The organism is Streptomyces sp. NPDC058092, from assembly GCF_042884935.1.
GTDB lineage: Bacteria > Actinomycetota > Actinomycetes > Streptomycetales > Streptomycetaceae > Streptomyces.
This window is the reverse complement of the sequence record NZ_JBHVSY010000026.1, coordinates 1-13,786: the sequence shown is the minus strand read 5'-3', so window position 1 is coordinate 13,786 and position 13,786 is coordinate 1. Positions and strand designations below refer to the sequence as shown.

Below are 13,786 nucleotides of genomic sequence, written 5' to 3'. Positions count from 1 at the left end.
GGCCCACGGCCACACTTCGTACCGGCCGCTACTTCAGCCTGGTGCCGGTGGAACGCAGGTTGGCGCAGGCCTCCGTCACGCGCTTGGCCATGCCCGCCTCGGCGGACTTGCCCCAGCTGCGCGGGTCGTAGACCTTCTTGTTGCCGACCTCGCCGTCGACCTTCAGCACACCGTCGTAGTTGCGGAACACGTGGTCCACGATCGGGCGGGTGAAGGCGTACTGGGTGTCGGTGTCGAGGTTCATCTTCACGACGCCGTTCTCCAGCGCGGTGGCGATCTCCTGCTCGGTGGAACCGGAGCCGCCGTGGAAGACGAAGTCGAACGGGGACGCCTGGCCGTACTTGGCGGCGACACCCTCCTGGAGGTCCTTCAGCAGCTCGGGACGGAGCACGACGTTGCCCGGCTTGTAGACGCCGTGGACGTTGCCGAAGGAGGCGGCCAGCAGGTAGCGGCCCTTCTCGCCCAGGCCGAGCGCCTCGGCGGTACGCAGCGCGTCGTCGACGGTCGTGTACAGCTCGTCGTTGATCTCGTGCGTGACGCCGTCCTCCTCGCCACCGGTCGGGGTGATCTCGACCTCAAGGATGATCTTGGCGGCGGCGGCCTTGGCGAGCAGCTCCTGGCCGATGGCCAGGTTGTCGGCGAGGGTCTCGGCCGAACCGTCCCACATGTGCGACTGGAACAGCGGGTTCTGGCCCTTGGCGACGCGCTCGGCGGAGATGTCGAGCAGCGGACGTACGTAACCGTCCAGCTTGTCCTTGGGGCAGTGGTCGGTGTGCAGCGCGACCGTGACGTCGTACTTGGCGGCGACGATGTGCGCGAACTCGGCGAGGGCGACGGCGCCCGTGACCATGTCCTTGTTGTACTGGCCGCCCAGGAACTCCGCCCCACCGGTGGAGATCTGGACGATGCCGTCGCTCTCCGCCTCCGCGAAGCCGCGCAGCGCAGCGTGCAGGGTCTGGGTCGACGTCACATTGATGGCCGGGTAGGCGAACTTGCCTGCCTTCGCCCGGTCGAGCATCTCGGCGTAGACCTCGGGGGTTGCGATGGGCATCTGTCCGCTCCTTGGGATGTGCGGGTGTGCGTTGCTGGTTCCCTGACCTGGGGGCGACGTCATCGTCGCCCCCATCTTCCCAGACTCTCGCTCCGGCTCCACCTGGCCTGCCGCCCCCATGCCCGGGCAGACGATTCACGGGTATACGCGGAGGGTGGGCTGTTTCACGTGAAACAGCCCACCCTTGAAAAAAACCGCAGGTCACCCTGCGCATCAGGCGAGATCGAGGTCCGCCACCGTGTAGGCGTGGACATACGGGAGACCGGCCTCGGCAATGGCCGGAGCCGCACCCCGCTCCACGATCGTGGCGACGGCGACGACCTCGCCACCGGCCTCGCGCACCGCCTCGACGGCCGTCAGCGGCGAACCGCCGGTCGTCGAGGTGTCCTCGACCACCAGACAGCGGCGGCCCTTCACGTCCGTGCCCTCGATACGGCGCTGCATCCCGTGCGCCTTCTGCGCCTTGCGGACGACGAACGCGTCCAGCTCCTGCCCGCGCGCGGCGGAGGCGTGCAGCATCGAGGTGGCGACCGGGTCGGCGCCCAGCGTCAGCCCGCCCACGCAGTCGTAGTCCAGCTCGGCGGTGGCGTCGAGCATGACCTGACCGACCATCGGAGCGGCCTTGCCGTCCAGCGTGATGCGGCGCAGGTCGATGTACCAGTCGGCCTCAAGACCCGAGGAGAGGGTCACCTTGCCGTGTACCACGGCCTTGTCCTTGATCTGCTGGAGCAGCTCAGCACGTACGTCAGTCATGGCTACGAGCTTAAGGCGCCCGCTTCACGGCCCGCGCCGACCGGTCTCACGGCTCCCGCCGGAGGACCCGGCCCGCGCCCACGCCCGGATCAGAGCCTGCGCCAGCTCCAGGTTGTCGCGATCTCCAGCGGTTCGATCGGGGTGACGTACTGGGGCGCGGTGTTCAGGCCGTTCGGCGGACCGGACTGCGGCTCCACGCAGACCGCCTCGGCCACCTCGTCGTAGATCACGACCCACTCGGCCCGGCTCTTCACGGTCAGCTCCAGCTGCTCCGGCCAGGTGAGCGTCACATCGACGCCGTCCGGCATCCCGAAGCAGTCGTCCCACGGGCCGGGCAGGGGCGGGATGCGGCGGCCGGTCGGCAGATGGTTCTCGCCCCGCTCCTCCTGCCAGGCCGCATCGAAGGTCAGCTGTACGTCCTTGCCACCGCCGCCGGGATCGCGCAGGAACCAGGGGTGCCAGCCGGCCTGCGCCGGGAACGAATCCCCGTACGTCTCGATGCCGAAGGCGAGCGTGAGCGAGTTCTCGGCCAGCTCGACCGTCTGGGTCACCCGGCCCGGATACGGCCAGGGGTCGGCGAGGTCGTAATAGAACGCGGCCTCCCGCTCGCCCACCCGGGCGGTGCTCCAGGCCGTGTCCCTGCCGGTGCCGTGGATGGCGTGCGGCGGGGAGTTCAGCGGCAACCGGTGCGGGACGCCGCCGTTGTGGAAGAGCCCGTTCTCGGTGCGCCCGCACCACGGCACCATCGGGAAGCAGCCGTACCGCTCCCCCTGCCGCAGCAACTCGGTGCCACCGATCCGCAGGCTGCTGATGCGACAGCCGTTGTCGGGGCTCACGGTCAACTCTGCGTCGCCGACGGACAGCCGGACGTCCTTCTTGCTGCTACTCACCCGACCGACATTACTGGCGCAGCTACCTCCGCCGCCTCAGCGCCCGGCTCACCACGACCGCCGACGCGAGCGCCAGCGCCGCGGCGGGAGCGACCCAGCGGAGTGTGGCGCCCGCGGTGGTCGAATCGGGTGACGGTACGGGCGCGTACCGGCCGCGCGGCGGCGCGTGGTCGACCTCCTCGGCGCTGCGGCCGATCATGGTCCGCCTGGCGTGCGCGGCCTCGGCCGGGGGGCTGTCGGGGACGGTGAACTCCACCTCTGCCTGGGGGTCGAGCGACGGCGGGGGAACGGGGGCGTCGAACACGGAGCCCGTGCCCGGGGACTTCTCGTCGGCGGGCGCCTCGTCGGCAGCGGCGTCATCCGCGCCGGTGACATCGGCATCGTCATCGGCGCCGATGACATCGGCGGCAGCGGCGTCAGCGACGTCCGTGCCGGAGTCGGCGGCATCCGGAGCGGCACCGCGGGCGTTGGCCGCGCCGGTCGTGTCGGTCGTGTCGGTCGTGTCGGTCGTGTCGGCCTCCTCGGCCGCCTCCTCGATGGCCTGTTCCACCGCTTTCCCGACGGACCGCTCGGCCTCGTCGAGAACCTCGCCCACCGCCTCGCCGGCCGCCGCACCACCCGCGGAGCCGTCCGCACCGCTCTCCGCCAGCGTCTCCGTCACCAACTGCTGCGCAAAGCGGTCCAGCAGGCGGCGGGCCGCCGCGAGCGCCGCCGCCGGGTCCAGGTCCAGGATGCGGCCGTCGCCGCTCGCCGTACCCGCGAACCCGATCGCCGTACCGCCGTCCTTCCGCGTCAGGCCGATCGTCAGGGCCAGCTTCGCCGAGCCGGTGCCCCGGGCCTCGACGCCCTCGCCCGTCACCAGGATCCCGGCCCCGTCCGGACCGTCCTGCGGGGAGGCGGTGAACCGCAATGCACCGCGGTACGTGATCGTGTGGCCGTCGACCCGGATCCTGAGCCGGCCGGACAGCGGGCCCGCGGACGCGTCGGCGTCCTGCTGGAGCCCCGGTACGCAGCGCGCGACGCGGGCGGGATCCCCCAGCGTCCGCCGAAGGGACGGGACCGGAACCGGAACGAACACCTCATGCTCCATGGAAACCGAGCCTACTCAGCCCCGGCCATCCCGTCAGCGATTCCGCATCGCGGAGCCGCCGGGCTCACGGCGCACGAGACCCGGCCCACCGCCCCTCCCCGCACCGCCCCCGGTTCACCGCTCCTCCCAGTACCGCGGATGCACCAGCGTCGACGGCGGCAGCAGCCCGCGCGGCCGGGCACTCTCCGCGTCCCGCCCCGCGCGCACCAGCGAGGGCTGTGTCAGCGACCGCAGCTTCGGCACCCCCGGGCCGAGCCGGAGCACGGGCGCCCCGCCCCGGCCGGCGAGGACGAAGCCCCAGCCGTCCTCGGCCCGCGCCCGGTGCGTGGCCCGGTCGGGGCCGGCCGCGAAATCGGAGAGCCGGCCGCTGATCCGGTACGGGCGGGTGTGCAGGCCCGCCGCCCTCATCGACGCCTCCACCGTCCAGTACGTACGCGGCCGGGTGACCGGCGGCCCCCCGTGCACCACCAGTCGGCCGCCCGGGGCGAGGACCTCGGCGATCAGGCCGTAGAACTCCGCCGAGTACAGCTTCGTGCCGGCGGAGATCCCGGGGTCGGGCAGATCGGAGATCACCACGTCGTAGCTGCCGTGCGCCCCCCGCAGCCAGTTGAAGGCGTCCGCGTCGACGGCCGTCAGCCGCGGATCACGGAACGCGTGGGCGTTCAGCGCCGAGAGCGCGCGGTCGGTACGGGCCAACCGGGTGACGCCCGGGTCGAGCTCGACGAGGGTGACGCCGTGTACGTCCGGGTAGCGCAGCACCTCCCGGGCGGCGAGGCCGTCGCCGCCGCCCAGGATCAGGACGCGGGCGCGCGGCCCGGTCATCGCCGGGTGCACCAGCGCCTCGTGGTAGCGGTACTCGTCGCGCGCGCTGACCCGCAGCCGCCCGTCCAGATACAGGTCGAGGGAGCTGCGGCCCGCCCCTGTCAGCACGACCTCCTGGACCCCGGTCTGCACCGCGACCCGCACCCCGTCCCCGTACATGGCACGCCGCGCCGCCCGCTCGAAGTCGTCGACCAGCGCGGTCGCGGTGGCGAGCACGGCGATCACGGCGACGTTGACGAGGATCAGCAGCCACCGGGAGCGCGGAGTGAGGTCCCGCCGGAACACCCACAGCACCAGCGCCCCGCCCGCCGCCGCGTTGACCGCGCCGGTGAACAGCGCCCCGGTGAGCTGGCCGAGCACCGGCAGCAGCAGAAAGGGGAACGCCAGCCCGCCGACCAGCGCGCCCACATAGTCGGCCGCGAACAGATCCGCGACGGCCCCGCCCGCGTCCTGCCGGTCGACCCGCTGGATCAGCGTCATCAGCAACGGGATCTCCGCACCGATCAGGACGCCGATCGTGAGCGAGAACCCGACCAGGGCGAACCGCGACTCCCCGATCCAGGCGAACGACGCGTACAGCACGACCGCCGAGGATCCGCCGACGAGTGCGAGCACCGCCTCGATCAGCCCGAAACCGACTGCGGCACGGCTGCGTAAACGTTTCGCGAGGAGCGAGCCGATGCCCATCGCGAACACCATCACGGAGAGCACGACGGACGCCTGGGTGACCGAATCACCGATCAAGTAGGAAGCGAGCGCCACCAGTTCGAGCTCGTACACCAGACCGCAGGCGGCACAGATGAAGACAGCGGCCAGCACGAGACACCGACCGGTCCTCGGCTGTACGGGAAGACGCGCCGTCCCCCCTCGCAGCGACATCTGCTGGTCGATCATGATGCGAACGCTACGTCACAAAGAGGTGGCCGCCTGTCACCCACACGGATGTAAGTGGCGTGCTGACAAGGGAGTTGGGTCCGCGTTAGGGTGCTGCCGCCGGAATCCGCATCCCCACTCGGGTACGCGTCACCACCAGCTGCCCCTCCTGCGGGTACGCATGCCAGGTGCGCCACCGCACCTGGCCCTCGGCCCGCTGGGCGAGCATGGCGGTGAAGGCGTGCGGGCTGCCGGGGAACGTCCCGGCGAGACCGTGGGGATGGTCGGTCACGAGCGCGAGGAGCTCCTGTGCGCGCCCGGCGAACGAGCCCGCCGAGAGCGTCTCGACGCGCGCCGCGAACTCGTACTCCCACTCCCCGAGCCGCTTGGAGACACCGAGCGGCAGCGGTGTGCTGCTGCCCGGGATGCACGCGACGGTTTCGGAACAGGTGCCCCGGTCCTCCTCCAGGAGCACCTGGTGGGAGGCGCCGAGGAGGCGCAGTTGAAGTCGGGCACCCGCGAGATCGAGGTCGAGCACGGCCAGGGCGGGGAGCGGTTCGCGCCCCAGCGCCCAGGCCAGGTCAGCAGCACGGGTGTCGGAATAGGCCGTCTGGAGGGTCGTGAGCATGGGTCGGCTCCGCAAACAAGCGTGGACGCATGGACAGGGGACGCCTCCGACGTGATGCACGTGGGAGGTGGGAAGCGCCCGATCAGGTCCAACTGGGGTCCGAGGGCTGGATGTTCTCTCCATCGAGGGAATCACGAATAAGCCGCATCCACAGCGGTTTTAGCCAACTTGCCGTGGTTTCCATCCCCTCGGGGGCCTCTCGGATCATCTGTTCACTGGCCTCTCGCGGAACGCCCAACAAAAAGGTGCCCGGCGGGAGTTCACCCGCCGGGCACCTGTCGGGCACCGGGCACGGTGGCACTGCCCGGCCGCGGACCGACTGCCCCGTGTCAGTCGCCTCCGCCCCCGCCGCCGCACGACGAACCGCCACCGCACGAGGAGTGGCCGCCGCCGCACGAATGACCCCCGGAGTGACCGCCCGAGTGACCGCTGTCTCCGCCGCAGGAGGAGCCACCGCCGCCGCTGTCACCGCCCGCCCACCAGCTGCCGCCCGCGGCGCTGCCACCGCTCGCACCCCGGCGCACGCTCCGTCCGCGCGACTTCTTCCTGCTCCCGGCCCCCTTCACGAGCGAGACGATCAGTCCGATCACCGCCGCCGCGATCACCACTCCGACAAAAGTCCCCACCGACCTCACGTCCTTCCGTTCCCCCGAAGCGAGGTCCCCCCGCTTCCGTCTGCTCCGACAGCTTCTTGTGTGAGTGGGGGATGCCCTCGTCCCCGTACGGCGAAAGCAGACTTGAGCAACTCCAGAGCTTCCGCGCAGGATGGCGGCCATGACACAGGGACGACCGCTGCTCAACCGCCGCCTCGCCGGGTTCGGCACGACGATCCTCGCGGAGATGTCGGCGCTTGCCGTACGGACCGGCTCCATCAACCTCGGCCAGGGCTTCCCCGACGCCCACGGCCCCGACACCGAGGTCCTGGTCACCGCGGGCGCCACCGAGGCCATCGCCGCGGCCCTGCCGGCCCTGCTGGAGCCCGGCGACGAGGTCCTCGCCCTGGAGCCGTACGACGACTCGTACGCCGCCTGCATCGCCATGGCGGGCGGCAGCCGCGTCCCTGTCACCCTCCACCCCGACGCCACCACCGGCACCTACCGCCTCGACCTCGACGAACTGCGCGCCGCCGTCACCCCCCGCACCCGGCTGATCCTGCTGAACACCCCGCACAACCCCACCGGCACCGTCCTCACCCGTGAGGAACTCGGCGCGATCGCCGCACTGGCCTGCGAGCGCGATCTCCTGGTCGTCACCGACGAGGTCTACGAACACCTGGTCTTCGAGGGCGAGCACCTCCCGCTCGCCGGCTTCCCCGGGATGCGCGAACGCACCGTCACCATCGGCTCGGCCGGCAGGACGTACTCCTTCACCGGCTGGAAGGTCGGCTGGGTCAATCCCCTTTCGCCTACCTATTGGACACTGGCCGCGTGAGCGCCCGTCCGGGCATAGTCCAGGATGGCGTTCGAAGAATCGACGGATACCCGGGTGAGGATGGTGGAGACATGGGCGGCAGGCCGCTGCTGAACCGCAGGCTGGACGGGCTCGGGACGACGATCTTCGCGGAGATGTCGGCACTGGCGACAGCGACGGGCGCGATCAACCTGGGCCAGGGCTTCCCGGACACGGACGGCCCGGAGTCAGTACGCGAGGCCGCCGTACGAGCGCTGCGCGACGGCCGCGGCAACCAGTACCCGCCGGGCCCGGGCATCCCGGAGCTGCGTCAGGCGATCGCCGACCACCAGCGCCGCTTCTACGACCTGAGCTTCGACCCGGACACGGAGGTCCTGGTCACCGCAGGGGCGACGGAGGCGATCGCCGCGACCATGCTCGCCCTCCTCGAACCGGGGGACGAGGTGATCGCCTTCGAGCCCTTCTACGACTCCTACGCGGCCTGCATCGCCATGGCGGGAGCGAAGCGCGTGCCGCTCACCCTGCGCGCCCCGTCCTTCCGCCCGGATCTGAACGAGCTACGGACCAAGATCACTCCGCGGACCCGCCTCCTGCTCCTCAACACCCCGCACAACCCGACCGGGATGGTCCTCTCCGCCGAAGAGCAGAACGCCATCGCCGTACTCGCCGTCGAGCACGATCTGCTCGTCGTCACCGACGAGGTGTACGAGCACCTTGTCTATGAGGGCACGCACCGCCCCATCGCGGCCCTGCCCGGCATGCGTGAGCGCACCGTCTCCATTTCGTCCGCCGGCAAGACCTTCTCGTTCACCGGATGGAAGGTCGGCTGGGTCACGGCGAACGGCCCGCTCGTCTCAGCGGTCCGGACGGCCAAGCAGTACCTGACGTACGTCAGCGCGGGCCCCTTCCAGTACGCGATCGCCGAAGCGCTGCGCCTGCCGGACTCGTACTTTGACAGCTTCCGCACCAACCTCCGCCGCAAGCGCAACCTGCTCGGCGACGGCCTGCGCGCGGCCGGGTTCGAGGTCTACCAACCCCAGGGCACTTACTTCATCACCACCGACATCACCTCCTTCGGTGAGAAGGACGCCTACGCCTTCTGCCGCGCCCTCCCCGAACGCTGCGGCGTCGTCGCCATCCCCAACTCCGTGTTCTACGACGACCTCGACGCCGGCCGCAGCCAGGTCCGCTTCACCTTCTGCAAGAGGGACGACGTCCTCCAGGAGGCAGCCGGTCGGCTGCGGCGCCTGGCGTCTTGAACCCGCGCCCCCTTCATCCCGAATGACGTACGGACAGCAACCTGACCAGGGGCTTTACGTGTATCCCGGCCCGGCGCGGTCCCGAGCCGCCTGCGCCGTTCGGCACCGGTCCCCACGAGAGGAGGGACCGGTGGCGACTGGCGCGGCGTCGCTTTCCGGACGCGCCGGGGCGGGCGGCGCGGAGGAGTCCGGGGGCGAAGGGCCGGGTGCCGGGGGGAGCTGTTGACCATGGCGATCAGGACGACGATCCCGGCGATGGTGAGGACACAGCCCGCGGTGATCAGGGTGCGCCGAGTCAGCCGAGCTCCTCCGCAGTAATGTCTCCGCGTCGGCGAGGCCACGCTGCGCGAGCTGTTGGACGCCTGACCGACCGAACGCCCGGCCCGGCGCGTATGCCATACCCGGCTCCTACACCGGTCACAGGCCGAGCGGACTCTCCCCTCCGGTACGGCCCGCCCGGTCTGCCCGTCCCGAAGTCCCTCGGCGTGCCCGCCGTACCGTTCACCGGCAGCCGTAACGGAGTTTGAGCGGATTCCACGGGACACACCCCGCACCCCACCGCACACAGGTGAACGGCCGGGGAAGGACGGCGGACGCCGGCGACCGCGTCGTGAACATTCGGGAACGGTTGGCGGACGATGCGCCCGCGCCGCCGGAACGTCGCAACTCCCCGTGTTCCACTGCCCCGGACAAGGCGTCGCCGCATCTCCCGGCGCACCGGCGCACATCCAGGGGCGGACAGGTCCGCGTCCTCACAGGCCTGTCACAACTTACGTGCACACCGAACCACTTCCGGATCGGACGCGTAATCACCAGTGACACATTTATGCCGCACCTCCTGAGGGAATTCATGACGCGCAGATGGCCGCTTATCACCACGATCACCGTATTGACCGTCGCGCTGGCCTTCGTCGTCGTCCAACTGGTGCGCGGCCAGGACTCCGGGAAGGAACAGGCCGGGGCGAAACCGGCCGCGTCGAGCCCCGGCGTGCCGGGAGGGCCGGAATCCGCGTCGTCGACGCCCAAGAAGCACGCCGGCAAGGGCAAGAGCCCGGCGCCCTCCGAGGTTCACCCCAGCACGGGGACCACTATCCCCGGCACGGGGACCACGAGGCACACCTCACCGACGGGGCAGACGACCGCCCAGGCCAAGATCCCGGAACACGCCGCGGACAAGGCCCGTACGACGACCCCGGCGCCCGTCGTCATCAAGCCGGTCGCGAAGCTGCACGTCGCCACGTCCTGGAAGTCCGACCGGCTGCAGCTGGGCATGCAGGCCGACGGCAACCTCGTGCTCTACGACCGGCAGGAAAAGCGGGTGCTCTGGGCTGCCGGCACCTCCGGCAAGGACAACATGGCGGCCTTCCAGGATGACGGCAATCTCGTCATCTACACCGCAGCCGGTCGAGCGATATGGGCCTCGAACCCCGCCGGCTTCACCAACGCCACCCTGGTCATCCAGCCCGACGGCAACGTCGTCATCATGGCCGGTGGGAAACAGGTGTGGGCCACGAACACGCACATCTGACGCCGACAGCAGGCCCGTCCCGGGCGCCCCACAGCCGCCACCACGCCTCTTCTTCCCCAACGCGAGGAACGTGACGCCATGCCCCTGCTGTCCAGCCGCGGAACGGCCGGACGTCAGGCATACCGAGGCCGGCGCCCCGAGGGGGGCGCCGGCCTCAGCCATGCTGGGCCCGGCCGTTCTCCGACTGGTCGAGCCAATGCCCGTCCTCGTCGTCCACCGAGGCTCGGAGAAACCATCGGTCCCGGATCGAATACGGGTCGAGGTCCGCAGAGCCGCCGCGCCTGTCGGGGGCACACCGTTCAGCAGGACCCGAGCCCCTGCGCCATCGCCCTGCCGCCCGCCAAAGGCCATGACAACCACCCGATCGTGGTGGAGCCAAAAGAACTCGCAAATGTGGGCGCGAACCACCCCTTGAGCGCCCCCGACCTGCCAGGACCGGGGCCAAAAGAACTCGGAACCCTGGTCCCAAAACAAGTGCTTACAAACAGCCCCCGGTCTGCCCGTCCCGAAGTCCCTCGGCGTGCCCGCCGTACCGTTCACCGGCAGCCGTAACGGAGTTTGAGCGGATTCCACGGGACACACCCCGCACCCCACCGCACACAGGTGAACGGCCGGGGAAGGACGGCGGACGCCGGCGACCGCGTCGTGAACACTCGGGAACGGTTGGCGGACGATGCGCCCGCGCCGCCGGAACGTCGCAACTCCCCATGTTCCACTGCCCCGGACAAGGCGTCGCCGCATCTCCCGGCGCACCGGCGCACATCCAGGGGCGGACAGGTCCGCTGTCTCACAGGCCTGTCACAACTTACGTGCACACCGAACCACTTCCGGATCGGACGCGTAATCACCAGTGACACATTTATGCCGCACCTCCTGAGGAAATTCATGCCGCGCAGATGGCCGCTTATCACCACGATCACCGTATTGACCGTCGCGCTGGCCTTCGTCGTCGTCCAACTGGTGCGCGGCCAGGACTCCGGGAAGGAACAGGCCGGGGCGAAACCGGGTGGCGACGCCGAGTCGCTGCAGGGCCTCGGCTGGTGGCCCCTGCACCAGTCCGGCACCGCGAAGGCCGGCGAGCACGACGCCGTGGTCAGGGGCGGCACGCAGTGGACCGACGGCCCCGAGGGCGGCTCCTTGCAACTGGACGGCACCAGCGGATACGCGGACTCCAACACCCGGCTCGACACCGTGGGCAAGGACTACTCGGTCGCCGCGCGGGTGCGCCTCACCCCCCAGGGCATGACCGGCATCCACACCGCCCTGTCCCAGGACGGCGACCGGATCAGCACGTTCTTCCTCCAGTACTCCGGCCCGGACGGGAACTTCGCCTTCAGTTTCAGCGGTGCCCGTACGGTCGCGAAGACGCCCGAGAAGCCGCAGCCCGGCCGCTGGTACCACCTGACCGGCACGTACAGTCAGAAGGACCACCGGATGCAGGTCTACGTGGACGGCCGGCTCGCGGGAACCAGGGTGGCCTCCAGCAGCGTGAAACCCACTGGCACTGTGGTGATCGGACGCGGCAAGTTCGATGGGAAGGCGGCCGACCACTGGAACGGTGACATCGCCGACGTACATGCCTACAACCGGGAGTTGACGTCCCGTGAGGTGGGCTCGCTTTCCTCTCGCGAACCGGGCTGACCGGCGCTGACGGGGCGAGTTCACCGCCGCCGCAGGCTGACGGGCGCCGCACGGGCGCACGGCGGCTCGCGGCGGCGCCTGCCGGTTGTCCCGCAGCCGGCGGAACCCGTCTTCCCCACAGACGACCGGAGAGGAAGGGCCCTTGTCGGCCAGCGCTTCGTCCGAAGACCTCATACCTGGCCCCCGCGCCGCGGAACCCCACCCCGACGAGTTCCTCAGAGCGCTCTACCACTTCCACGGCAGCGCGTTGCTGCAGTTCGCCGCACGGCGGCTGGAGGGCGACTGGCACCGCGCCGAGGACGTCGTCCAGGAAGTCGCGATACGCGCCTGGCGGCACGCCGAGGAACTCGACCCGACCACGGATTCGGTACGGCCCTGGCTGTTCACCGCGCTGCGCCATCTGGTCATCGACGGCCACCGGGCCCGCCAGGCCAGACCACCGGAGACCGGTGACCCCGAACTCGCCCACCTGCTGGTGTCCGACGGCGTGGACCACATGCTCACCTCGCAGGTGCTCATCGACGCCCTGCGGGACCTGCGGCCGGCACAGCGCGAGGTCCTGCTGCACGTGCACTACCTGGGACGCAGCGTCAACCAGACGGCCAAGGTCCTCGGCGTGCCGCCGGGCACCGTCAAGTCCCGGACGTTCTACGCCGCCCGCGCCCTGCGCGAGGCACTGCACAGCCGCGGGCTGTACGCGGGCGACCTGTACCGCGAGGCCGGATGACACTTATGCCATACGTCCCGCGTGCCGGGTGATCTCCAGGCCGAGCGGCCCGGTGTCGAGCGATCCGCCCGCGCCGGCACGCCAGCGCCACCCCGTGGGTGCCTCGCCGACCACCAGCAGCGCGTCCCCGCGCCGCAGACCGGCCAGTGCCCCCTCCCGCCGCGGGAGCTGCGAGGCGTCCACGACGAACAGATGCGGCGCCTCGCCCTGGACGGCGATCCGGCTGCTGCCCTCGATCAGCCGGAAAATCTGGGTGACGTCGGGCGAGCCGGGCTCCGGCGCTCCCGTTCCCGCCGACGCCGCCACCGTGGCGAACGCATCCTCCAGGCTGGCCGCGTTGTGCAGACGCGAGGTCCGCGGCTCGTCGCCGGAAAGGAGCCGGCCGTCGGCCAGGGATCCCACCAGGGTGACCTCGGCGAGCGCCCCCACCGGGCCGGCGAGCGCCTCGGTGACGACGGCCCGCACCAGGCTGCGCACCTCCTCGTCCGGACCCGTCACCGAGACGGGCCCCGTCGCCCGGGAGAGGTCGACCAGCACGCGGTCGGGTCCGTCCAGGCCCACCGTCACCGTCAGCGCGTACGGCAGAGCCGGTTCGCCCTCCGGGCCGGGGCGGTGCAGATCGTCGGGCGAGATCGTCCAGCGCTCGCCGTCCGCCTCGACGCTCCAGGGCGCGGGGGCGGCCTCCTCGGCCCCGGCCAGCAGCAGTGCGAGCCGCTCCTCGGAGTAGACGACGGCGTACAGGTCGGGCAGCGACCGGCCGGAGCGCAGGCATTCGCCCGTCAGCCGGCGCAGGCCCGCGTTGACCACGTCCAGCGCCTCCCGGCCCACGACTGCCGTCGAGGCGGCGACGGGCTTCGGCGGGCGGGGCCGTCGCCCGGGCTTCGGCGGGCGGGGCCGTCGCTCGGTGACGATCAGCGCGGCCACCGCCCCGATCAGCGCCAGCCCCAGCACCACGGCCAGGACGTACCAGATCATCTTCTGACTCCTTGTCGGGACGCCCCGGCGGCGGAGCCGGGACGGTCGAGAACGGGGGCTGCACAGTCGCTGCGCCGTGCCCCCGATGGCCACTACGGCGCCCGTCGGCGGATGGTTCACCGGTGCGCCGGGTGAACCA

At 70.9% G+C, this 13,786-nt stretch carries 12 protein-coding genes and 1 pseudogene; 5 read left to right on the top strand and 8 right to left on the bottom strand.

From position 1 onward, the window contains the following. Positions 1-28: 28 nt before the first annotated feature. The 7 genes from fbaA to ACFVV1_RS32355 form a co-directional block, all read right to left on the bottom strand. Entirely contained in the window at positions 29-1,051 is a 1,023-nt protein-coding gene (fbaA, locus tag ACFVV1_RS32385) for a class II fructose-bisphosphate aldolase (RefSeq protein WP_389996663.1), read from the bottom strand. 213 nt (positions 1,052-1,264) lie between these two features. Further along, positions 1,265-1,804, bottom strand: a complete 540-nt coding sequence (gene pyrE, locus ACFVV1_RS32380; protein ID WP_266747121.1) for an orotate phosphoribosyltransferase — start codon at positions 1,802-1,804, stop codon at positions 1,265-1,267. 89 nt (positions 1,805-1,893) lie between these two features. After that, complete coding sequence (locus tag ACFVV1_RS32375) at positions 1,894-2,694, bottom strand: aldose 1-epimerase (RefSeq protein WP_389996660.1); 801 nt, start codon at positions 2,692-2,694, stop codon at positions 1,894-1,896. 22 nt (positions 2,695-2,716) lie between these two features. Then, positions 2,717-3,784: a hypothetical protein gene (locus ACFVV1_RS32370; RefSeq protein WP_389996658.1), complete on the bottom strand. Its 1,068-nt coding sequence runs from the start codon at positions 3,782-3,784 to the stop codon at positions 2,717-2,719. Between the two features lie 114 nt (positions 3,785-3,898). Beyond that, the gene (locus ACFVV1_RS32365) at positions 3,899-5,500 is read right to left on the bottom strand and encodes a polyamine aminopropyltransferase (RefSeq protein WP_389996656.1); all 1,602 of its coding nucleotides are present in this window, start codon (positions 5,498-5,500) and stop codon (positions 3,899-3,901) included. A gap of 85 nt (positions 5,501-5,585) precedes the next feature. After that, positions 5,586-6,107: a DUF2617 family protein gene (locus tag ACFVV1_RS32360; protein ID WP_389996653.1), complete on the bottom strand. Its 522-nt coding sequence runs from the start codon at positions 6,105-6,107 to the stop codon at positions 5,586-5,588. A gap of 329 nt (positions 6,108-6,436) precedes the next feature. Beyond that, positions 6,437-6,733 carry a hypothetical protein gene (locus tag ACFVV1_RS32355; RefSeq protein WP_389996651.1) on the bottom strand — a complete coding sequence of 99 codons (297 nt, stop codon included), beginning with the start codon at positions 6,731-6,733 and terminating at the stop codon, positions 6,437-6,439. A gap of 148 nt (positions 6,734-6,881) precedes the next feature. Between ACFVV1_RS32355 and ACFVV1_RS32350 the strand changes: the two are divergent. From ACFVV1_RS32350 to ACFVV1_RS32330, 5 genes and pseudogenes are all read left to right on the top strand, one after another. Further along, positions 6,882-7,499 (top strand): annotated as a pseudogene (locus ACFVV1_RS32350) (aminotransferase class I/II-fold pyridoxal phosphate-dependent enzyme); the annotation flags it as partial. 110 nt (positions 7,500-7,609) lie between these two features. Further along, on the top strand, positions 7,610-8,776 hold the full coding sequence (locus ACFVV1_RS32345) for a pyridoxal phosphate-dependent aminotransferase (protein ID WP_389996648.1): 1,167 nt from the start codon (positions 7,610-7,612) through the stop codon (positions 8,774-8,776). Positions 8,777-9,626: 850 nt separating this feature from the next. Further along, on the top strand, positions 9,627-10,304 hold the full coding sequence (locus tag ACFVV1_RS32340) for a hypothetical protein (protein WP_389996646.1): 678 nt from the start codon (positions 9,627-9,629) through the stop codon (positions 10,302-10,304). A gap of 885 nt (positions 10,305-11,189) precedes the next feature. Continuing rightward, positions 11,190-11,945: a LamG domain-containing protein gene (locus ACFVV1_RS32335; RefSeq protein WP_389996643.1), complete on the top strand. Its 756-nt coding sequence runs from the start codon at positions 11,190-11,192 to the stop codon at positions 11,943-11,945. 142 nt (positions 11,946-12,087) lie between these two features. Then, complete coding sequence (locus ACFVV1_RS32330; RefSeq protein ID WP_389996640.1) at positions 12,088-12,672, top strand: sigma-70 family RNA polymerase sigma factor; 585 nt, start codon at positions 12,088-12,090, stop codon at positions 12,670-12,672. 3 nt (positions 12,673-12,675) lie between these two features. Here ACFVV1_RS32330 and ACFVV1_RS32325 read toward each other — a convergent pair whose 3' ends face one another. Continuing rightward, positions 12,676-13,647: a hypothetical protein gene (locus tag ACFVV1_RS32325; protein ID WP_389996637.1), complete on the bottom strand. Its 972-nt coding sequence runs from the start codon at positions 13,645-13,647 to the stop codon at positions 12,676-12,678. Positions 13,648-13,786 lie beyond the last annotated feature (139 nt).

Coding starts and splice junctions, on each gene's coding strand:
- ACFVV1_RS32345 (WP_389996648.1), top strand. CDS start 7,610: ATGGGCGGCAGGCCGCTGCTGAACCGCAGGCTGGACGGGCTCGGGACG.
- ACFVV1_RS32335 (WP_389996643.1), top strand. CDS start 11,190: ATGCCGCGCAGATGGCCGCTTATCACCACGATCACCGTATTGACCGTC.
- ACFVV1_RS32365 (WP_389996656.1), bottom strand. CDS start 5,500: ATGATCGACCAGCAGATGTCGCTGCGAGGGGGGACGGCGCGTCTTCCC.
- fbaA (WP_389996663.1), bottom strand. CDS start 1,051: ATGCCCATCGCAACCCCCGAGGTCTACGCCGAGATGCTCGACCGGGCG.
- ACFVV1_RS32370 (WP_389996658.1), bottom strand. CDS start 3,784: ATGGAGCATGAGGTGTTCGTTCCGGTTCCGGTCCCGTCCCTTCGGCGG.
- pyrE (WP_266747121.1), bottom strand. CDS start 1,804: ATGACTGACGTACGTGCTGAGCTGCTCCAGCAGATCAAGGACAAGGCC.
- ACFVV1_RS32325 (WP_389996637.1), bottom strand. CDS start 13,647: ATGATCTGGTACGTCCTGGCCGTGGTGCTGGGGCTGGCGCTGATCGGG.
- ACFVV1_RS32360 (WP_389996653.1), bottom strand. CDS start 6,107: ATGCTCACGACCCTCCAGACGGCCTATTCCGACACCCGTGCTGCTGAC.
- ACFVV1_RS32340 (WP_389996646.1), top strand. CDS start 9,627: ATGACGCGCAGATGGCCGCTTATCACCACGATCACCGTATTGACCGTC.